The organism is Kaistella sp. (assembly GCF_041824135.1).
Classification (GTDB): domain Bacteria; phylum Bacteroidota; class Bacteroidia; order Flavobacteriales; family Weeksellaceae; genus Kaistella.
Map to the genome: position 1 here is coordinate 17,406 of NZ_JBGZYM010000076.1, position 20,965 is coordinate 38,370.

The 20,965-nt window shown below is 32.6% G+C and carries 14 protein-coding genes; 13 read left to right on the forward strand and 1 reads right to left on the reverse strand.

Features of this window, described 5'->3' with window-relative positions; genetic code table 11:
• The first annotated feature begins 1 nt into the window (after position 1).
• The 11 genes from pglX to ACEYOS_RS08500 all read left to right on the forward strand — a co-directional run bounded on the left by pglX (position 2) and on the right by ACEYOS_RS08500 (position 18,060).
• Complete coding sequence (gene pglX, locus ACEYOS_RS08450; protein ID WP_373710173.1) at positions 2 to 3,592, forward strand: BREX-1 system adenine-specific DNA-methyltransferase PglX; 3,591 nt, start codon at positions 2 to 4, stop codon at positions 3,590 to 3,592.
• On the forward strand, positions 3,589 to 6,093 hold the full coding sequence (gene pglZ / locus ACEYOS_RS08455; protein ID WP_373710172.1) for a BREX-1 system phosphatase PglZ type A: 2,505 nt from the start codon (positions 3,589 to 3,591) through the stop codon (positions 6,091 to 6,093). Before pglX ends, pglZ begins: the two co-directional genes overlap by 4 nt.
• Positions 6,094 to 6,102: 9 nt before the next feature.
• Positions 6,103 to 8,130 carry a BREX system Lon protease-like protein BrxL gene (gene brxL / locus ACEYOS_RS08460; protein WP_373710171.1) on the forward strand — a complete coding sequence of 676 codons (2,028 nt, stop codon included), beginning with the start codon at positions 6,103 to 6,105 and terminating at the stop codon, positions 8,128 to 8,130.
• A 26-nt stretch (positions 8,131 to 8,156) separates the two neighbouring features.
• Positions 8,157 to 9,455, forward strand: coding sequence for a DUF262 domain-containing protein (locus tag ACEYOS_RS08465; protein ID WP_373710170.1), 1,299 nt, complete (start codon positions 8,157 to 8,159; stop codon positions 9,453 to 9,455).
• Entirely contained in the window at positions 9,455 to 11,314 is a 1,860-nt protein-coding gene (locus ACEYOS_RS08470) for a DUF262 domain-containing protein (protein WP_373710169.1), read from the forward strand. The genes ACEYOS_RS08465 and ACEYOS_RS08470 overlap by 1 nt, the downstream gene beginning before the upstream one ends.
• A 68-nt stretch (positions 11,315 to 11,382) precedes the next feature.
• The gene (gene rhuM / locus ACEYOS_RS08475) at positions 11,383 to 12,363 is read left to right on the forward strand and encodes a RhuM family protein (protein ID WP_373710168.1); all 981 of its coding nucleotides are present in this window, start codon (positions 11,383 to 11,385) and stop codon (positions 12,361 to 12,363) included.
• A 204-nt stretch (positions 12,364 to 12,567) separates the two neighbouring features.
• Positions 12,568 to 12,759, forward strand: coding sequence for a hypothetical protein (locus tag ACEYOS_RS08480; protein ID WP_373710167.1), 192 nt, complete (start codon positions 12,568 to 12,570; stop codon positions 12,757 to 12,759).
• A 331-nt stretch (positions 12,760 to 13,090) separates the two neighbouring features.
• On the forward strand, positions 13,091 to 14,620 hold the full coding sequence (locus ACEYOS_RS08485; protein WP_373710166.1) for an SAVED domain-containing protein: 1,530 nt from the start codon (positions 13,091 to 13,093) through the stop codon (positions 14,618 to 14,620).
• A gap of 17 nt (positions 14,621 to 14,637) precedes the next feature.
• The gene (locus tag ACEYOS_RS08490; protein ID WP_373710165.1) at positions 14,638 to 15,792 is read left to right on the forward strand and encodes a hypothetical protein; all 1,155 of its coding nucleotides are present in this window, start codon (positions 14,638 to 14,640) and stop codon (positions 15,790 to 15,792) included.
• Positions 15,686 to 17,590, forward strand: a complete 1,905-nt coding sequence (locus tag ACEYOS_RS08495; protein ID WP_373710164.1) for a ThiF family adenylyltransferase — start codon at positions 15,686 to 15,688, stop codon at positions 17,588 to 17,590. The genes ACEYOS_RS08490 and ACEYOS_RS08495 overlap by 107 nt, the downstream gene beginning before the upstream one ends.
• On the forward strand, positions 17,587 to 18,060 hold the full coding sequence (locus ACEYOS_RS08500; protein WP_373710163.1) for a Mov34/MPN/PAD-1 family protein: 474 nt from the start codon (positions 17,587 to 17,589) through the stop codon (positions 18,058 to 18,060). Before ACEYOS_RS08495 ends, ACEYOS_RS08500 begins: the two co-directional genes overlap by 4 nt.
• A 333-nt stretch (positions 18,061 to 18,393) precedes the next feature.
• On the opposite strand, the gene ACEYOS_RS08505 is transcribed toward ACEYOS_RS08500, so the two are convergent.
• Positions 18,394 to 18,960, reverse strand: coding sequence for a hypothetical protein (locus tag ACEYOS_RS08505; RefSeq protein ID WP_373710162.1), 567 nt, complete (start codon positions 18,958 to 18,960; stop codon positions 18,394 to 18,396).
• 195 nt (positions 18,961 to 19,155) lie between these two features.
• Between ACEYOS_RS08505 and ACEYOS_RS08510 the strand changes: the two genes are divergently transcribed.
• Complete coding sequence (locus ACEYOS_RS08510) at positions 19,156 to 20,169, forward strand: nucleoid-associated protein (RefSeq protein WP_373710161.1); 1,014 nt, start codon at positions 19,156 to 19,158, stop codon at positions 20,167 to 20,169.
• Positions 20,170 to 20,241: 72 nt separating this feature from the next.
• The gene (locus ACEYOS_RS08515) at positions 20,242 to 20,904 is read left to right on the forward strand and encodes a phosphatase PAP2 family protein (protein WP_373710160.1); all 663 of its coding nucleotides are present in this window, start codon (positions 20,242 to 20,244) and stop codon (positions 20,902 to 20,904) included.
• Positions 20,905 to 20,965 lie beyond the last annotated feature (61 nt).

Genomic DNA, 20,965 nt, shown 5'->3' on the forward strand with positions numbered 1-20,965 from the left:
GATGAACACCTCCCAAATAAAGAAATTTGCACAGGAAGCACGTACCAAACTCCTCAATTTGGTTGCCGGAAAATTAGAATCTGTTCTTACGCAAGATTCTGCATCGCTTCGTGCAAAAGCAGAAACCATCAAAAAACTGGACGAAGAAATAAAAGAAATTGGCAAAGAGGCTTTGATTGATAAGGTTGCTTACACTTGGTTCAATCGTTTTGTGGCACTTCGTTTTATGGATGCCAATGATTTTCAACCTTTGGGCATCAATATTCTTTCGCCTACACACGGTTTAACAAGTGGTTCTCCGCAGATTTTAGCCGATGTACAGGCAGGAATTTTTCCCGAAAATTTAAAATTAGACAGAAATTATATCAATGATATTCTGAATGGCGTAACTGCTTCTTCTAATCCCGATAACGATATTTACCGTCATATTCTTATTGCGGTTTGCAATGATCTGCACCGCATTTTTCCTTTTTTGTTTGAGAAGATTGATGATTACACCGAACTGCTTTTGCCCGATGATCTTACCACGCCATTTTCTATTGTAAACGATGTGGTAAAAGGAATGACGATAGAAAATTGCGCCGAAGTAGAAATCATTGGCTGGATCTACCAATTTTATATTTCTGAAAAGAAAGATGAAGTATTTGCCGCCAAAACTTCTGTGAAGAAAGAAGATATTCCTGCGGCAACACAACTTTTTACGCCCCGATGGATTGTAGAATATATGGTGCAAAATACGGTGGGAAAATTGTGGTTGCAAAACAAACCCCAATCTGCATTGCGAGAACATATGCCGTATTTTATAGAATCTCCTTCTGTAAAAAATGAAGATTTCTTGAAACTCAATTCTATAGAAGAACTCACGCTTTTGGATCAAGCGTGTGGAAGTGGGCATATTTTGGTGTATGGTTTTGAGTTGCTCTACAAAATTTACGAAGAAGAAGGTTACAGTCCTGCAGAAATTCCTGCTCTTATTATTACTAAAAATTTGCACGGTTTTGAAATTGATGATCGTGCTGCACAATTGGCAATTTTGGCGTTGATGATGAAAGCCAGATCTTACCAACGCAGGTTTTTTAACAAAGAAATAAAACCCAATGTCTTGTGTTATGACGATGTTGTTTTTAACCAGGAAGAATTAACCAGCGTTTTGGTTTTAACCAAATTGGATAAAAGCACAGAACTGCAATATGATCTGAAAATTTTGGAACAAGCCACCAATTATGGTTCTTTGATGATCCCAAAATCTTCTGAAACATTTCTTAATGAAGCATTAGAAAAAGTAAAGAGTGCCTTGCAAAAAGCCGATCTTTTTCAGCAGGAATTATTAGAAAAATTAAAATTGGCATTGTTGCAACTCTTGCCTTTGAGCAAAAAATACCATTGCATTGTAGATAATCCACCATATATGGGAGGCGGAAATATGAATAAAGTTTTAGGCGATTTTGTAAAAAGCAATTATAAAGATTCTAAAGCAGATTTAATGACTTGCTTTATGGAAGCAGGTTGGAAAATGCTTTTACCAAATGGATATTTAGGAATGATAAATCTACCATCTTGGTTGTTTCTTTCATCTTTTGAAAAATTACGAAATATTATCATAAAACAAAAACATATTGATTCTTTGCTTCACATGGGAAGAGGGATTTTTGGCGTAGATTGGGGATCAACAGCATTCATAATTCAAAATCAAAAATCTGATAGGGAGGGGAAATATTTTAAACTGCATAAAAGAAATTTCCAACATATTTATCCAGAAGATATTAGAGATATATTCTTAAAATCCAAAAATAATTCTTTAACAAAAATAAATTTTGATAAATACAGAGATGAAGGTGAAATTGTCCATATTGATGATTTAGAAGATGAAAATGGTTTACAAATTTCTTACAACGGCAACCAAAAGGATTTTGAAAAGATTCCGGGAAGTCCAATTGGATATTGGTTAAGTGAAAAAATGTTAATGAATTTCAGTGAAAAACTTGTAAACACATTCGCAGAAGCCAAAACAGGAATTACTTCGGGAAAAAATGAAAGATTTGTTAGAATCTGGTTTGAAATTGATAAAATAAAAATAAATACTAAAGAATCATATAATGATGAAAAATACTGGACATCATATCGCAAAGGAGGAAGCACGCAAAAATGGTTTGGTAACAATTCTCTTTTTATAAATTGGCAAAATGACGGCGATGAAATTAAAAATTTTAAAACATCTATTATTAGAAACCAACAATATTTTTTCAAAAATTGTATAACATGGTCATTAACATCATCGAATGGAAATAGTTTTAGAAAATGTGAAAGTGGGGGCGTTTTTGATGTAAATGGAATGTCTTTATTTATTAAATGTTTAGATGATCAAAATTATTTTCTCGGATTTTTGAACAGCAAAATCACTTATGAACTTCTAAAAGTAATTAATCCAACACTCGCTACACAACCTGGAAATGTTGAAAGTTTACCGATCATAATTCAGAATAATACAGAAATTTCTCAAATCGTAGAAAATAACATCTTTATTTCTAAACAAGAATGGAATTCCCGCGAAACTTCATGGGATTTCCAGAAAAACGAACTCGTCCGTTTCAAAGGCGTAGATGTAGAAAGTGCGTACAATTCTTATAAAGATTATTGGCAACTGCAGTTTTTCACTCTTCATAAAAATGAAGAAGAACTCAACCATCAATTTATAGAAATCTATGGTTTGCAAGAAGAATTAACGCCAGAAGTTCCGCTTGAAGACATCACCATTCTAAAAGAAGAAAGCAAAATAGAAAACGGCAAACTCATCTTTCAGCAAAAAGAGATTATGGCGCAATTTATTTCTTACGCTGTTGGTTGCATGTTTGGCAGATATTCTTTAGACAAAGAAGGTTTAATTCTCGCCAACCAAGGAGAAACTTTAGAAGATTATTTTCAGAAAGTCGGCAAAGAAGAAAAAGAGTTGCGCTTTTTACCAGATGCAGACAATGTAGTTCCCATTTTAGAAGAAGAATGGTTTGATGATGATATTGTAAACCGTGTCAGAATTTTCATCAGAAGCATTTGGGGAAATGAGGTGTACAGCAAAAATATTCAGTTTGTAGAAGATTGTTTGGGTGATGATTTGCGTAAATATTTTACCAAATATTTTTATGCAGATCACATAAAACGCTATAAAAAACGTCCTATTTATTGGTTGTTTTCTTCGCCAAAAGGTCACTTTAATGTACTTGTTTATATGCACAGATATACGCAAGATACACTCAACTTTATTTTAAATTCTTACTTGCGTCCATTTAGGGAGAAAGTGAAAAATGATATGCAACAGCAAGAAGACATCATCATCACAGGATCTGCTATAGAACAAGGCAAAGCCAGAAAACGCCAAGACAAACTGAAAGATATTCTAAAAGATTGCGATGCTTATGAATATGATATTTTGTATCCTTTAGCAGGAGAACGGATTGCCATAGATTTAGATGATGGCGTTTTGGTGAATTATAACAAATTCGGCAAAGCGATTGCACCAGTTCCGGGTTTAAATGATACCAAAACAAAAGAAAAAGTAAGAAAATTTGACTGGATCGATATTGCAAATATCAAATGAGTAAAATAGCACAAAGTTTAGAAAAATTATATACCAAACATCGCATTGTACTTTGGTATGATGCCGAGCAAAATTTTGAAGAAGATTTGGCAACATTAGACTTGCCAGAAATTACCATTCTTACTGTTGCAAATGATGAATTGGCAATAAAGCACAGAATGCTTTTGCAAGAGCCAAAGCAACAATTTTTGCTTTATATGCCTTACCAAAAACCATCAGATGACGAGAATTGGTTGAAAGATATAGAATTGTCGCAAACCATTTTCCACACAGATCAGGAATCGATGTTGTTGCAGGAATTAGAATTACCGTTTCATCTTCAATCTTGGCTTAAGAAGCAAACTTTATTTTTCAAAAGCAAAGAACGTTTGGCGAAATTTCAGACTTTAATATCCCCGAAAGATGATGTCAAAACACTGAATAATAAATTGTTGCAAGTTCTGCTAAATTCAGAGTACCACGATTTAGATCAACTATTGCGAGATTATGTAAAAGCATTTGCCGATGCAAAATCCGATGCGGTGAAAGAGATGTTGGAGAAACATAATTTGGCAGAATATTTTTGGGTAGAAATTGCAAATGTTTACGGAATTCCCAATGAATCTCACAATATTTATGATTTTCTATTGATGTTGTTTCAAAGAAGTTTCGTCCCGATTTGTGGTGCAGAACAATTTTTAAATTCCGCAAAAGTTGCGCTTTCCAATTGGAAAGATTTGCGTTCATTTTCTCCAGTTTTCGATGCAGTTTCCAATAAAATTGCAAAAGACCTAAATGTGAAATTGGTTCTGAACGGCATTGTTTTAGAAGAAGTTTTGGAAGAAAATCTTTTTGAAGAAATTGAGAAAAGCATTGTAAAAGATGTGATTAAAAAAGTAAGAGACCGCACTTTCAATAGTTCTCGTGTAGAAGAAATAATTAAAAAAAGAGAAAGCAAACATTGGTTTGGAAAATACAAATTTTACTACCAAGCAATATTGAAAGCCATACTTTTAATTGAAGAAATACAGAAAACAGATTTCAAAGAGATTAAAAGTTTAGAAAGTGGTTTTGAATTATACAGCAGTTCTTATTACAAAGTGGATCAATGGTATCGCCAATTTATTTCGCTTTTACGCAGAGTAGAAGCAAGCAGTATTTTGCAACCACTTTACCAGGAAGTTGAAAAAATATATTCTAACAAATGGTTGCTAGATTTGGCAGATCATTGGCAAGCATTCGTCGATAAAAATGAAAAATGGTATTTCGGATCAAAAAGCCAATTGAATTTTTATGACACCGTTGTAAAATCCAAATACATCGATCAAAAAAGAAAAGTATTCGTCATAATTTCTGATGCATTGCGCTTCGAAATAGGAGAAGAATTGAATAGAACAATCAATCTTCAAAACCGATTTGAATCTAAATTGGATTATAGAATTACTGGTTTGCCATCTTACACGCAATTGGGAATGGCTTCTTTGTTACCACATTCTACCATTAGTTTGGGAGAAGCAGATGATATTTTTTTAGATGGACTTTCCACAAAAGGAATGCAAGCAAGAGCAAAAATCCTAAACCAATCTGGAAGTATAAAATCTGCTTGTATTTCTGCCGAGGAATTGGCTTCTTTCAAAGTGAAATCTGAAGAAGCAAAAGATCTGGTTCAGAATAATGATGTGGTTTATGTCTATCACAACATCATCGATAAAACAGGCGACGACAAAATTTCTGAAGAGAAAGTGTTTGATGCTGTTTCAGACGAATTAGAACATTTGGTTTTATTAATTAAAAAAATATCGAGCAACAATATTTTGCACATGGTAATTACTGCAGATCACGGTTTTATCTATCAAAACGAAGCCATTGCAGAATCTGATTTTGCAGATGCCGATGTGAAAGGAACTATTGCAAAAAGCAACCGAAGATTTGTAATTGGTAAAGACCTTTCGCATAATGAAGCCGTTTTAAAATACGAAGCCAAAAATTTGGAAATAGATTCTGATGCAGAAATTCTTATCCCAAAAGGAATGAACAGATTGCGAAGACAAGGAGCAGGAAGTAGGTTTATTCACGGTGGTGCAATGTTGCAAGAAGTGGTAGTTCCTGTGCTTATCATTACCAAAAAAAGAGAGGACACAATCAGTAAAATAGAAGTAGATATTATTAATAAAAGCAATAATAAAATTACGACGAATATACATCCAGTAAAATTTTATCAATCCGAACCTACTGCAGAAAGATTGGTTGGTAGAAAATTAAAATCTTATTTCGCTGTGGATCAAGAAGGACAGAGAAATACCATCAGTGATGTTTTTGTTCATAATTTTGATTCTGCTGCAAACCGCGCAGAAGATCGAGAATTAATGTATCAGTTTAAGATTTCTACTTTATTAACAAGGCATTCTGAAGTGTATTTGCATTTGGAAGAACAAATCGAAGGATCAACCCAATGGATAGAATATGCGAAGTATAAATTTACACTCACGCTAGGAATGATGAACGATTTCGATGATTTTTAATTGAAGATTATGAAAGAATTAGATAAAAAAATTAATGAGCATTTTGCAGGAAAAGTAGTTCGCAAAGACCTTACACAAATTGTGAAAGGGAATGCAATTGTACCCAATTATGTTTTGGAATATCTTTTGGGACAATATTGTGCATCTGATCAGGAAGAAACCATTTTGGCTGGAATAGAAACGGTAAAATCTATTATTGCACAGCATTTTGTTCACCGTGATGAAGCGGAATCTATAAAATCTAAAATCAGGGAAAAAGGAACGCATCGCATTATTGATAAATTATCTGTAAAACTAAATGATAAAGCAGATCGCTATGAAGTTAGGTTTAGTAATTTGGGATTAGAACATATTCCGATCAGTTCTGAAATTGTGAAAAAAAATCCGAAACTGCTTTCAGAAGGAGTTTGGTCTTTGGTAAATATGGCATATCTTGCTGTAGAAGAAAGAAATACACCACCTTGGATTATTGAAAGCGTAAAACCAATTCAAATTTCGCAGGTAGATATTGAGGAGTATAAAAACGAAAGAAAAAATTTCAGCACAGAAGAATGGATTGATATGCTTTTGCAGTCAATTGGGCTAAATCCTGAATCTTTGTCGATGAGATCCAAGTTGATACAATTGTGCCGTCTAATTCCATTTACAGAAAACAATTACAATTTAATTGAACTTGGTCCGAAAGGAACGGGAAAGTCTCATATTTTCAGTGAAATGTCGCCACATGGAATTTTAATTTCTGGCGGAGAAGTTTCTAAAGCGAAACTGTTCGTCAATAATTCCAACGGAAATATAGGTTTGGTTGGTTATTGGGACGTAATCGCTTATGATGAATTCGCCGGTAAAACCAAGAAAGTAGATCGCGGTTTGGTTGATATTATGAAAAATTATATGGCAAACAAATCTTTCTCCAGAGGAAGCGACGTTTACCAAGCAGAAGCATCGATGGTTTTTGTGGGAAACACAGATCATTCTGTTCCTTATATGATGAAGCACAGCCATTTGTTTGATGCATTGCCGAAGGATTATCATGACACTGCATTTTTAGATAGAATTCACGCTTATCTTCCCGGTTGGGAGGTTTCTAAATTAAGAAATGAACTATTCACTGACGATTTTGGTTTTATTGTGGATTACATTGCCGAAGTTTTAAAAACTTTAAGAAAGGAAGATCACAGTAAATTATATCAAAATTACTTTACACTTTCCAACACCATTACTACACGAGACAAAACTGCGATTGAAAAAACATTTTCAGGTTTGGTGAAAATTATATTTCCAGATTTAGAAGTTTCAAAGGAAGAAGTGAAATTGTTGCTTGATTTTGCCATAGAATCTAGAAAACGAGTGAAAAATCAACTCATAAAAATGGATGAAACCTTCAATGAAGATCCAGTGTATTTTGAATATTTTGATAAACAAAATCAAAAATTTGAAGTGCAGACTTTGGAAGAATTGGAATATGGAGAACCTAAAGAAAAATTGGAGAGTAAAGAAAAAACATCCAATGAAGTAGAGGAAGATTCTGAACAAATTACAGAGAAAAAAGTTGAAAAACTTCCAATCAGCGGTTGCACAAAACACATTCGAGATAATCAAACGAATATTTCTTACGATAAGTTATTTGGAGATTATTTAGAAGGAGCAACAGAATATATAATTCAAGATCCTTACATTCGGTACGCATATCAATTCAGAAATTTCATAGAGTTGTGTTCATTGATTTATCAAAGAAATAGCGAAGCAGAGAAAATCACTTTAAAATTGATAACATGGAATGACAAAGATTTCATGGAAAATGCCACTGAAAGTTTTAATGAAATAAAAGATTCTTTATCAGAAATAAATATCGATTTTGAAGTTGAATTCAAAGAAACTGCACACGATAGATTCATCACTTGCAACAATGGATGGCGAATTATTTTAGGAAGAGGATTAGACATTTGGCAAAAAAGTAACGGCAGATATGATATTGCAGAATTACTGCAAGAAAAACGGAAATGTAGAGAGTTTGATTTGGTGGTGATTGCGGAGTGAAACAATAATTAATAACAAAGTACTAGATGAGGAATAAGATTGAAGATTCTATTATTTTAACGGATTTTTTCTTAAAATTTTCATTAATAATATCAGATTACCAACGACCATACGTTTGGTCTTTTAAACAATTTATAAAGTTGTATAAAGATCTAATTAAATATCAAGTTCAGTCCGAAGATCTTACTCCGCTATACTATCTAGGAAACATTATATTGGTTAAAAATAATGAGAATGGTTATGACATAATCGATGGACAACAAAGGATAACAAGTTTGTTAATTCTTGCGAATTTATTACAGCAAGACGAAATCTTCGGTTGTAATAAGGAATTTGTAATTAGATCTTCTATCTCTAAAGATAATATTAAAGCAAATGCTTCTTATTTAAGACATTATTTATCAGAAGAGGGAATAAAAAGAATTGATTTTGAAAAAATTAATATAACCTACATTATTGCTGAAAATCAAGATCAGGCTTTTAAATTCTATACTACTCTTAATACATCTGGAAAAAGTTTAAACGGTATAGATATTATTAAACCTTTTCATTTACAAAGTTTAAAAAAAACGAAGCAAGAAGAAAAAGCAAGATTGTTTGAAAAGTATCAATTTTCAGATAATGTACTGGGAAAAGTAATAAAATTATGTTTCCGTATTAGGTGTTGGACGGATTTATCTTTTCGTGATTTTCCAAGAAATCATGAAAAAATTTGGAAAGAGATTCTTCCTGAAGAATTTGCAAATATTGAAATGCAATCTGGTCATGATTATAAGTATTCGACAATTATAGAAGTAGAAGGCAATCTTAAAACTTCCCTTCCGACCTATCATATACTTCAGCCTTTACATAAAGGAGAAAATACTATTCATTATTTTATCTATTGGAGTGAAATATGGATCAAGATTGAAACGAGACTAAAATCTGAAATATTTGATAAACTAGATAAACTAGATGGTGTTGAATTTAATACCGAATATTTTGAAATGGCTTTGCTGTGCTATGCGAGCAAATATGGCGAAAAAGCCGTCGAAGATGATAACTTTATTGAGATCTCCAATTATCTTTTTAAAGTATGTTTTTATACAAGATTAACAAAACCTTGCTCTAAAATTTCAATTAAGAAAAATGAACAGCAAAACCAGTTATTGAAACGAATACTATATGCATTTGATAAAGACGAAATTAAGGATTATTGTATAGACTTTTTTAACGAGACAATCTCTAAAGATACTGCAGAAATAACAACTGGAAGAATTCAAGCATTTAAAAATAGTTTTGGATTTAAAAATGAGAATTATAAGCAACCCTTTTTTAATCTGTAATGAGAAATGAATTATTTACAATCACTAGAAAAACTCTTAATGATTTAACTAATAATGAATTATTTGTTATTCCAGCATATCAAAGACCATATAGTTGGGGATATGATGAAATCACCAAGCTTTTGAATGATTTGCAAGAAAATACGAAGGAAAGCATATATTTTATAGGAAATATAATTACTATTTTAAATGAAGGAAAATTTGATTTAGTAGATGGACAACAGCGGTTCACTACCTTATGGATGATCTCTTTGTATTTAAGTAAAAAGCACGAAAGTAATGATCTTTTTAAATTTTGTAGTTTAGATGGCAAGTCACGTCTGAGTTTTGCTATACGTGATAAAACAAATGAATATTTAGATAAATTATTAACTTCTGAAGAGAATGCAGGAGAGAGTGAAAATTTTTGGGATTTACAAGACTCAATTCTGGTCAATGATTCGCAAGACCCTTCTTTAGTGCAGAATCAGATTATTGCAACTAATTTTAAAACTATTGATCAATGGTTTCATGAGAATATTATTGACGATAGTTTTTTGAAATTTATAAAATCAAATTTAACATTTGAATTCTTAATTGCTCCGGAAGGAACCGACGAAAACAATCTATTTATCCAGATCAATACAAATGGTACTCAATTACAACACTACGATATTTTAAAATCGGAATTATTGAACGCTGTTGAGGAAGATAAAAGGCATGAATATTCTAATAAATGGGAAAACTGTTCTGCAATATTTGACTGTAAAAGTTATAGTGATTTGAAGCTTTCATTTACTAAAGAAAAGCTATTGGATGTCTTGGATTCTAATGAAAGTAAACCTTTTTTTAAATGGAAAAGCACTAATGTAAATATTGATTCTGCTGGTAATTATCAGCAAATAATTAGTTTTAGTACCTTATTGATTCATACCCTTTTTATATTTATTAAAAATAATAGAGATGAATTGGAAATAAGTTTACCAAAAATTTTCAATACAGATAAACTTCTACAAGTTTTTGGTGAGTTTAGGAATGATATTATAGGGGTTGACAAATATCAAAGAAATAAGGCTGCGAAGGATTTCATAGATTGTTTAACAAAGGTAAAAGAACAGCTCAATTCTTCAATCATTTTCTCAGATTTACAAAACTATGATTTCGGTTTACTTAATAATCTTAAAAATAAAGAACAAGAAAACAAGGAATTCTATAAATCCATCGAACAACTTCAAAGAATGTTATATCACAGCAATAATGATACAACACATTATTGGCTGGGCATTTATCTAGATCTTTTGTTAAATTTACAAAGAACGAACGATATTGATATATTAGAAAAACTTGATAATATTATTTCTCTCAAAGGAAATACCTTTAATACGTATAAAAGCTACTTTAAAAATTCTACATCTTTCCTTAATCAAACAAATGTATTTAATTTAGCTGATTATGATTTTACATATAGAAGGTTTAATAGATATTGGTTTTATAAATTAGAATATGTACTATGGAAAAAATATGAGAATGACCAGTCAAAAATTGTATCTAGAACTTCGGTCGAACATGTTTTACCACAAATTCAAAAAGAGAAGTATTCAGAAAATAATATTGATATTGATAAAATACAAAATTTAATTTTAATAACGGTTTCCGAAAATTCTGGTTTTTCTGATAAAAATATTGTTGAAAAAAACGAATACAGGAAAAGACTTATAAATCCTCCCTTGAAAATGACAAAGTTATTTACAGATTTGGATAAAAATGAACTAATTAAAGAATCATATGATGAAATTTCTTTCTTTAAACTGAAACAAACTTTAAAAGATCATGAGGATGAAATGTTACTTTTATTAGCCCAACATTATAACCTAAAATAATTATTTGGATTTTTTCATTACTATTAATTATGAGGAAATTGAGTATTTATTTAAGAAAATATAATCTGATGAACACCGAAAACCAAATAGTAATTTACCAAGCGGATGATGGCTCTACTCAAATTAATGTGCAATTTGAGCAGGATACAGTTTGGCTTACTCAGGGGCAAATGGCAGAGCTTTTCGAAAGAGACAGAACTGTTATCGGAAGGCATATATCTAATGTTTTTAGTGAAAATGAGTTAGATGAAACTGTGGTATGTGCAAAATTTGCACACACCACTCAACACGGTGCTATTAAAGGAAAAAGCCAATCTAAAGATGTGCAATATTACAATTTAGATGTCATCATTTCTGTGGGTTATCGAGTAAAATCCAAACAAGGAACACAATTCCGAATCTGGGCAAATAACATTCTAAAAGAATATTTAGTAAAAGGTTATGCTGTAAACGAAAAAAGATTAGCTCAAAAAGAACAAGAAGTTCAACTCTTAAAAAATGGAATTCAGATTTTAAGCAGAGCCATTGAAGAAAAATCGGATGAAAATGAATGGTTATCAATTTTCTCAAAAGGATTGAAATTATTAGACGATTATGATCACGAAGAATTGGATTCTAAAGGTTTAACGAAAAAACAAGCACTGTATCCTACCAGAGAAGATTATCAGGAACTCATCAATGAAATGGTGGTTGATTTTGATTCGCAAGTATTTGGAAAAGAAAAAGATCAAAATTTTGACAGTTCAATTGCGCAAATAGAAAAAGGTTTCGGAGAAAATGATTTTTATCCAACATTGGAAGAAAAAGCCACGATGCTTTTGTATCTCGTGGTGAAAAATCATTCGTTCGTAGATGGTAATAAAAGAATTGCAGCGGCGTGTTTTCTGAAATTTTTGCAAGCCAATCAAATGCTTTTCAACGCACAAAAGGAACTGATTATTGGTAATGATACTTTAGCAAGTTTGACACTCTTTATTGCTTCGAGTAAACCCGATGAAATGGAAACTGTAAAGCGATTAGTAATTAGTGTTTTGAATAGGAATAAATAAATTAAACACGGAAGAATTAGAATATTTCGAACTCTCATTATTATTTATTCTAACTGAATAAGTATTAAATTATAGGTCTATTTGTAATACGATAATGTTAATTATAGGTCGTTTATCTCATTAATTACTATTACAATGTTATTTATTTCTTTAGAAAAAGCATAAAAAAAATTGATTCAAAATATTCTTGAACGGCGATTATTGATGGAACTTACACAAGAAGGATTGTCCGATAGATCAGGTGTTCCTTTATCTACTTTGCGGAAATTTGAGCAGAAAGGCCAAATTTCTTTAGATTCATTTTTAAAAATGCTTTCTGTAGTAGGAGGTCTGGAGGAAATGTTGAACGTTTTGAAACCAACTAAGCCAATTTTAAATCAATTGACGATGTATTAAAATCAGATAACAATGATTTAACTAGAAAAAGCGGCAGCAAAAGATACTCAAGAAATTATTAAGTAAAGCTTCAAGAACCTCATAGAGATTGTACCACAAAAGTGTTGATGTATAAACTATAAAAGAATTGTATTCGTAAACTGTGCAGTGATTTAATAATGTCAATTATACTGGATTATTCAGTATTACTTGATGATGACTTGATGTTTTTGCTGCATTTTTAATTATTATTTAAGAAAAATTAGGATTGTTTAAAATAAATCATATATGCCATTTTGTCAAAAATTCATCTAAGGCATACTTACTGTGTGGAGTTAAGAAAAAAATAACAATGGCAAACAGTGTATTAGCGAGGCAGGCGGGTGATGATTATCAAGCTAAATTTTTTTGGTTACAGGCATGTAGGCTTAATATTCCGCACACTTGCGTCAAACAGGTTGCATGGGAAATGAACGGCACTTTTGGCTTTGATGATGTGGTCGTCTATTATGATCCTGCATCAAAAGATCCAAGTGGAGGGGATGTTATCCAAGAATGTTACCAGGTTAAATTTCATGTTGACCACAAAAGAGGCTTTACATGTGAATCTCTTATGGAACCTGAATTTATTGGAAACAAAACAGAATCAATCTTACAGAGACTATACAAAAACTATGAAAATGATCTCGTAAATTTCAAAAATAAAAGATATATATTAATTAACTCTTGGGGGTTAGACCATAGTAATCAATTAACTGTACTATTAGGTAATAATGGAGGAATTAGATTAAATGTTCTATTTAAGGGAGGAGAAAACTCTGCAAATGGTAAAGTTAGAAAGGCATGGAAAGATCACATGGGTATTACTAGCGACGATATGCTAAGGGAGGTTTTGTCCACACTTAGGATAAAGCATAGTTCTGATGACGAGAGTCGGCTAAAAGAAAACTTGAATACTCATTTGTCCATATCAGGCCTGGAAACAATTTCGGCGGATCAACGTTCCAGTAAATACATTGATTTAATTCAGAAGCTTCACGCTGCAGGACAGAATATTTTCACAAAGGATGAGCTAATGGAGATTTGCAGACAGGAGAAACTATATGTAGGAATTAAAGAAACCGAACAAATTTATTTCAAAGCAGGAGTTCGTAGTTTTTACAGAGGTGCGGAGAATCTTCATAATGAAGTAGATGGTGTCGCATGTTTACTACATTGCTTTTCAGGTAGGTTTATATTGGATGAATATTCGGGAATGGAATTTATCAATTCAGAGATTGACAGGCTTTCCAATTCGATAATATCGGCAAAATCTCCTGTGTTATTACATTTAGATACGCACTTGTCTATTGCAATGTTGTTGGGAAAGAATCTGAATCCTAAATACGGTGGTTTAGATATAACTATTGTCCAAAAAACGTTTAACGGAAATCTGATGTGGAAACCTGAGTTGGAAAATAAAGAGATGTATAACTCTCCTTTCTGGAATATTGAAAATAGTAGTGTTGATGAAAAAGGAAACGACCTGGTTTTGTCACTTAGTATAACGCATGATGTAAGAAATGATGTATCGGATTTTGTTAAAACACATTTGATTGGCGTCAAACTTAGTGTAGAAGCTGTCGTCAAAGCTGGTGTAGGAGCAACTTCCATTAAGGATGCTACCCATGCAGTATTGGCACTTGAAGAATTGATTTCTACTGTAAAATCATTGAAGAGAGAACAAGCAATCACAGGTAGAGTACATATTTTTATGGCAGGACCTAATGCATTGGCTTTCTTTTTAGGACAAAGAATTAGCCCTCTTGGCTCCGTCAGACTTTATGAATATGACTTTGAACAGCAGAGATCATTGGGATATCATGCTATTTTAGATTTATAATAAAAAATAATACTTATATGAAAATTGATCCTTACTTTAATGATTTTTTGTCAAATATCAGATTAACTTCTTCACAGAGAGCAGATTTAATTACAGGGCATACTACGCTTCGTAAGAGATTACTAGCCGATGAAGATCTTAAAGACATAATAATATCCACCTTCCTGCAGGGAAGCTATAGAAGATCAACTGCTGTTCGGCCTTTAAATGGTAAAAGAGCTGATGTAGATGTGATTATAGTTACTAATCTCGATAGAGATTCTGTAACTCCTGAAGAAGCTATTGAAATATTTATTCCTTTTGTGAAAAAACATTATGATGGTAAATATGAAATACAAGGACGTTCTATAGGAATAGAATTGTCGTATGTCGACTTAGATATAGTGATTACATCAGCACCTTCCGAAGTGGACAAAGCTGCTTTACAATCTAATAGTGTAGTGTCAAATTTAATGCTTGAAGATTTTACGCCAACTTATGAATGGAGACTTTCTAAAGGATGGGTTGAACCAGACCTTCTAAAGTCTAATGTTTATTTATCAGAGGCTGTAAAATCAGAATCGGAATGGAAAACCAGCCCTTTATGGATACCTGATAGAGAAGCGGAACAATGGGATCAAACGCATCCACTCGAACAAATTAGCTGGACGAGAGACAAGAACAAAAATACCAATAAACATTTTGTGAATGTTGTAAAAGCATTAAAATGGTGGAGAACTCTAAAACTTACCACTCTTAAATATCCCAAAGGTTATCCTATTGAACACATGATTGGAGATTGTTGTCCTAATGGCATTTCTTCGGTTGCAGATGGTATTTCTAAAACATTAGAAGGTATTGTCGATGCCTATTATATTGACCACCTTTTAAATAGGACACCAACACTACCTGACAGGGGTGTTCCAGAACATGATGTGTGGAAGAGGGTTTCAGTTGAAGATTTTAAATCTTTTTACGATTCTGTGAAAGAGTATTCTAATATAGCAAAGGAAGCAATTGAAGCAGATAGGTTGAAAGATCAAGTTGATAAATGGAGGCAAATTTTCGGAGATAAATTTCCACCGTATGACGATGATGATGATGATGGCTCTGAAAAAAATTCAATTAACCCGTCAGGTGGATTTACTCCTAGAAAAGAAAGCTCAGATGTTGAATCAGGACGTTTTGCATAATTTAGAAGCAAGTGATAAACTTAGAAAAGCGAGAAGGCAATTAGAAAAAATTCAAGGCTATTCATTAGTTCAAGATTTTCTATGGAATGAGGTTTTTCGAAAATGGTATTTAGTTTTTAAAATTTCGTTAGATATTGCAGAGTCCGAATTTGTACCTAAAGAAACTCAATGGTTTTTATTTGCTGACAATGATTTTCCTGATGGAGATATATGGATCATACCAAGTAAAGAGAATGGCATAACTTCAACTTTCCAGCATCAGGAATATAATCTCAAAGGTGATAAACTTGAATGGACATCAGGTAAAATATGTCTAACGGAAACTCAGGGAAGCTGGGGCAGAAAGCAGTATCTAAAGGAACCGAGAGATGTAAATCTAAGATTGAAGTGGCATGTTGAAAGATGTAAGCAATGGCTTATTGCAGCTTCAAACAACACTTTGGTAGAAGATGGTGATCCTTTTGAACTACCTCCGTTTCCTCCCAGATCGAATACTCATTTGATTTTCAATGAGGATGAAGTTTCTTTTAATAATTGGAGCAGCAGGAATAAAAATTCAGGTACATTTGAAGCTGTTAGATTTATTAGATCGGTTGATTTATTTTTGATTAAGCAATACAGTGTAAACGGTAATGAATTTAATGTGCCATGGGGAAATCGTATTGATAACCTTGATCAAGAAATTAGATATGGTATCTGGCATTTGATTGATGAGATACCTGTACTTCCACCTTGGCAAATCCCTTTAAACTTTACAGAGTTAAAGTCTATATTAGAAAAACAGAGTGTAGCTTTGTACAGGTTTCTATATGATGAATGCCGGAATCTCAGAAAAGAAGGCAAAATGCCTTCTTTTGTACTGTTGGGATTTCCTGTTTTAAAGATGGTAGGGGAGGAAAAGAGTTTAATTCATTGGTTTGCGTTTAATTTTCCAAAGCTGCCTGCTGTTACGGGTTTTCGACCAGATTCACCTGAACTCATAAAAATTCAGATTAGAATAGCATTGCAAAATGACAAAAATATTAAATGGATATGCACAGAAAATTGGAATACAAAACAACTGAATAGTAGAGGTAGACTAAAACAAGATATTTCAGAATTAAAAATACTTATAATTGGGGCAGGTTCTGTGGGTTCAATTTTTATACAGACATTAGTCCGATTAGGCGTTTTGCATGTAGAAGTTTTAGATATGGATCTTGTTCAAGCAGGAAATATGTCGCGACATATATTGACTTTAGATTCTGTGGGATTAAAAAAGGCGGAAGCTTTAAGTAATTATTTGAATGGAATTTTTCCTGCTGTAAAATCTTCATTTAAAAATTCTAGCTTAAAAGATGTTCTTGAGAAAAATAATGATTACCTCACTGGTTTTGATGTTGTTATTGATGCATCGGGTAGCGATGACGTATTGAAACAGCTTGGAGATAAAATAGATGATGGACAAAAGTTCTTTTTTGTTTCAGTATCAACAGGATACTTAGCTGACTCATTTTATGTTTATACAAGGCCTGCTGATGACAGAAATGATATGGTGGAAGACTTTAATTCTAAAATTGCAAAATGGTTAATTTTAGATTCTCAGAAAAGTTCAGGCGATGAGGAAATTATAGAAGGTATAGGGTGTTGGCATCCCTTATTTCCGGCCAGAGTCGATGATATTCAAATGCTCGCAGGAGCTGCAGTTAAGATTTTTGAAAAAGAAATAATGCAAGACAGGGATGCTAAATTGACAGTAATAAGCAAAAGTTATAATGATAACGGACACTTTACAGGATTAAATATTAGCCACGAATGAGGACTTATACAAACGAAAATAATAAAATTACAATATTCTTTGCAGAGGATTTACTTTCAGAGGTAAAGGAACTTTGTAAAGAAAAAGGTAATTTAGAGACTGGGGGAATATTAGTTGGTATGTATAATTTAGATTTACAATCTGCAATTATAACAAAAGTGTTAGGACCTCCGTCTGATTCAAAATATGGCAGAACTACATTTGTAAGAGGAACTAAAGGAGTTAAAAAGACTTTGGACAGTTTTTGGAAAGAAGGTCAATACTATCTAGGAGAATGGCATTTTCATCCTAATGCTTTGCCTATTGCCAGTTCACAAGATATTAGCCAAATGAATAAAATTGCAAAGAATGTTGTCTATAAGTGTCCTGAACCACTTATGCTTATCATTGGACAGGATTATAACGATTTTCTAGAAACATTTTATATATCAGTGTATGGCAATGACTTAATTGAATTTATCAGATCATAAGTTTCTTTTCTATTAGTTTACAAATTTTTAATAATATTTTCCACTTTAGTGCTTCAATTTCCACCAAGAACCAATCGTAAGTTCATGTTAGATGACTTGTATTTGTATAGATTAATTATTCAATTTATACCTTATTTGTACCATGAAATTATAAACAACTGATTATCAGTACCCGTTATTTTTGAAGAAGTCAAATAATTCAAATAACGATATTGCTTAAACAGCAATTAGTTGACATAAAAATTCCCCGAGTGAAAACTTGGGGAATTTTGTTTTTCGTCAATGCTTAAAACGATATAGAAGAAAACCTCGACTAAAGCCGAGGTATTTTATTTATTGATTTAGAAAAGTATTTAGTTTCATTGCTTCTTCATTGGTCGAATCATATTGCAGAGATTTTACAATGTGCTGTTTTGCCTGCTCTTTATCAGTTTCCTGAAGTTTGTAGGCCACAAAGAAATGCGCATACGCTAAATTCTTTTTACTGGCTTCTACTTCTTCTGGTTTTACCGCAGCGATGTACTTTTCGTAGGACATTTTTGCATTATCCTCGTCTTTCATATTTTGAAACACATAAGCTTGACTATAATAAGATGGCGCCCAGTCTGGTAACAATGTTGACATTTTATTCCAGGTTGCCAAAGCGTTCGGCCAGTCTTTCGCGTCTTGATAAGCAGTTGCCAATTTGACAATGGCTTCTGTATCGTTTGGATTGGCTTCAATTTGTTTTTTTAAAGTTTCGATCACTGGATTTTGTTGCATCGTTTGAACTTGCTCAGTAGCAGTTGCAACCGTGTCCGTAGCTTGGGCAGTTTCCTGTGCATAACCGAAAGTGGTTGCTCCAAAAAATAACGCAGCAATTACTGCTTTCTGTGTGTTAATCACTCTTTCCTTTTTCATATTCAATTTTTTGATTAATGTTTAATTGCGGTTTTTGATATCAACAATAATTCCACGCGTCTTCAAATTTTGAAAGTTTAATGTTTTTAAGACAAACTTAACTTTTATACTTTCACTTCATTGTCGATATTTTTCTTTAAAAATTTCCTGCTTCGATCTTTTAAAAATATCTTTGCACTCACAAAATTTTCAATAATGCTCAGTAAAATAATCATTCATAAAGTCGGTAATAAAATCAATCAGGAATCGCTGGTTCTTTCTCAGGAGGAATATCAACCCGATGAAGGAATGAAAGAAATGCTGGAAGATTTTTTCCTAAAATCCTTTAAATCTGATGAACAGTTTCAGTTTTACAGCGATACTTATTTGGTGAATAATCCGATCTTCAGTTCAGCGTCAGAAATTTTTGAAGATCTTTCAAAGTTCATTTACGAATCAGAAAATATTGCCGAACATCTTTATGGAATAACTGAAAATCCACGCGTTCAGGCAGGCGAATTGTTTATCTGCTATTTTGAAGGCGAAGAAATCGCAGGGGAGAAAATTGATTCCATCGGTATTTTTAAAACAGAGAATAAAGCACCTTTTCTAAAAATTTTCCCAGAAGGAGACGCTTTTGATATTGAAAAAGATTACGGAATTAGCTTAACCAAGCTCGATAAAGGCTGTATTATTTACAACAGTTTCAAAGAATCCGGATACGCCGTGTCGATCATCGACAATAATAAAAATGGCGACATGTATTATTGGTTCGAGGATTTTCTGAAAGTAAAACAACGCGACAATGAATATTTTCATACTCAGGAAACTTTGTCCGTTTACAAAGAATTTATCACCAAGCAACTTCCCCAGGAATTCGAAACGACCAAAGCGGATCAGGCTGAGTTTTTGAATAAATCGATTGAGTTTTTCAAAGAGAAAGAACAGTTCGATTACGATGAATTTACCAAAGAAGTATTACAGGATGACAATGTGATCGAAAGTTTCAGCAACTTTAAATCTGATTACGAACAGGAAATGCAGGTTTCTATTTCAGAAGATTTTGCCATCAATGAATCTGCCGTAAAAAAGCAAAGTCGCGGGTTTAAAAGCATTATTAAACTTGATAAAAACTTCAGTATCTACGTTCACGGTGATCGCAAAATGATCGAGCAGGGAAGTGATGAGAAAGGAAAATACTACCGTCTTTATTTCGACGAGGAAAAATAAAGTTACATACAATAGTACTTCTATTTAGACAAAGAAAATGCTCAACAAAAACATTTAAATCAATAATCATTTATGGTTCGTTTTATCAAAGATTATTATCATAATAATTCGGCAAAACTGTTGCTATCGGTTTTGTTCTTTGTTTTGGCATTATTGATTTTTGCCGTAATAACGGACGAAATTATTTTAGAAAAAGAAGAAACTATCGATTTCCTGGTTTTTGAATTTTTCAAAAAATATTTGATAAGTGATCAGTTGACAGGCTCTATATACGCCATTACACAGCTTTCTTCTGTTACTTTGATGAAAATTGCATATCCATTGCTGATAGGTATTTTGGTTCTTTTTAAATTTTACAGAAAAGCATTGTTCACGTTTGTGGCGGGAACGGGAGGTTTACTCATTATTTATGTAATGAAAATGTTTTTTGAAAGACCACGACCGCCTTATCCAATATTATACAGAGAGGAAAGTTTTAGTTTTCCCAGTGGTCATGCTACTTTCAGTTTTATTTTTTATGGAACATTGGCTTATTTCATCTGGCTCACCGATTTACCGAAAGTCTGGAAATATATCGCAATGACTTTTTTGGTTTCGCTTTCTCTTGCGATAGGATTTAGCCGCGTATATCTGCACGTTCATTATGCCAGCGATGTTTTAGGTGGATTTTGCCTGGGATATTCCTGGTTGTTTTTAATGATCTATACTTTCAGAAGATTTTTCCCTTTAAATTAAATCAGCAACACAATACTTTAAATATTCCGCAATTAATTTCTCTACTTTTGCGAAGCAATCT

Bases quoted from the DNA above. Each gene is read 5' to 3' on its own strand.
- pglX (WP_373710173.1), top strand. From the start codon at position 2: ATGAACACCTCCCAAATAAAGAAATTTGCACAGGAAGCACGTACCAAA.
- pglZ (WP_373710172.1), top strand. From the start codon at position 3,589: ATGAGTAAAATAGCACAAAGTTTAGAAAAATTATATACCAAACATCGC.
- brxL (WP_373710171.1), top strand. From the start codon at position 6,103: ATGAAAGAATTAGATAAAAAAATTAATGAGCATTTTGCAGGAAAAGTA.
- ACEYOS_RS08465 (WP_373710170.1), top strand. From the start codon at position 8,157: ATGAGGAATAAGATTGAAGATTCTATTATTTTAACGGATTTTTTCTTA.
- ACEYOS_RS08470 (WP_373710169.1), top strand. From the start codon at position 9,455: ATGAGAAATGAATTATTTACAATCACTAGAAAAACTCTTAATGATTTA.
- rhuM (WP_373710168.1), top strand. From the start codon at position 11,383: ATGAACACCGAAAACCAAATAGTAATTTACCAAGCGGATGATGGCTCT.
- ACEYOS_RS08480 (WP_373710167.1), top strand. From the start codon at position 12,568: ATGGAACTTACACAAGAAGGATTGTCCGATAGATCAGGTGTTCCTTTA.
- ACEYOS_RS08485 (WP_373710166.1), top strand. From the start codon at position 13,091: ATGGCAAACAGTGTATTAGCGAGGCAGGCGGGTGATGATTATCAAGCT.
- ACEYOS_RS08490 (WP_373710165.1), top strand. From the start codon at position 14,638: ATGAAAATTGATCCTTACTTTAATGATTTTTTGTCAAATATCAGATTA.
- ACEYOS_RS08495 (WP_373710164.1), top strand. From the start codon at position 15,686: ATGACGATGATGATGATGATGGCTCTGAAAAAAATTCAATTAACCCGT.
- ACEYOS_RS08500 (WP_373710163.1), top strand. From the start codon at position 17,587: ATGAGGACTTATACAAACGAAAATAATAAAATTACAATATTCTTTGCA.
- ACEYOS_RS08505 (WP_373710162.1), bottom strand. From the start codon at position 18,960: ATGAAAAAGGAAAGAGTGATTAACACACAGAAAGCAGTAATTGCTGCG.
- ACEYOS_RS08510 (WP_373710161.1), top strand. From the start codon at position 19,156: ATGCTCAGTAAAATAATCATTCATAAAGTCGGTAATAAAATCAATCAG.
- ACEYOS_RS08515 (WP_373710160.1), top strand. From the start codon at position 20,242: ATGGTTCGTTTTATCAAAGATTATTATCATAATAATTCGGCAAAACTG.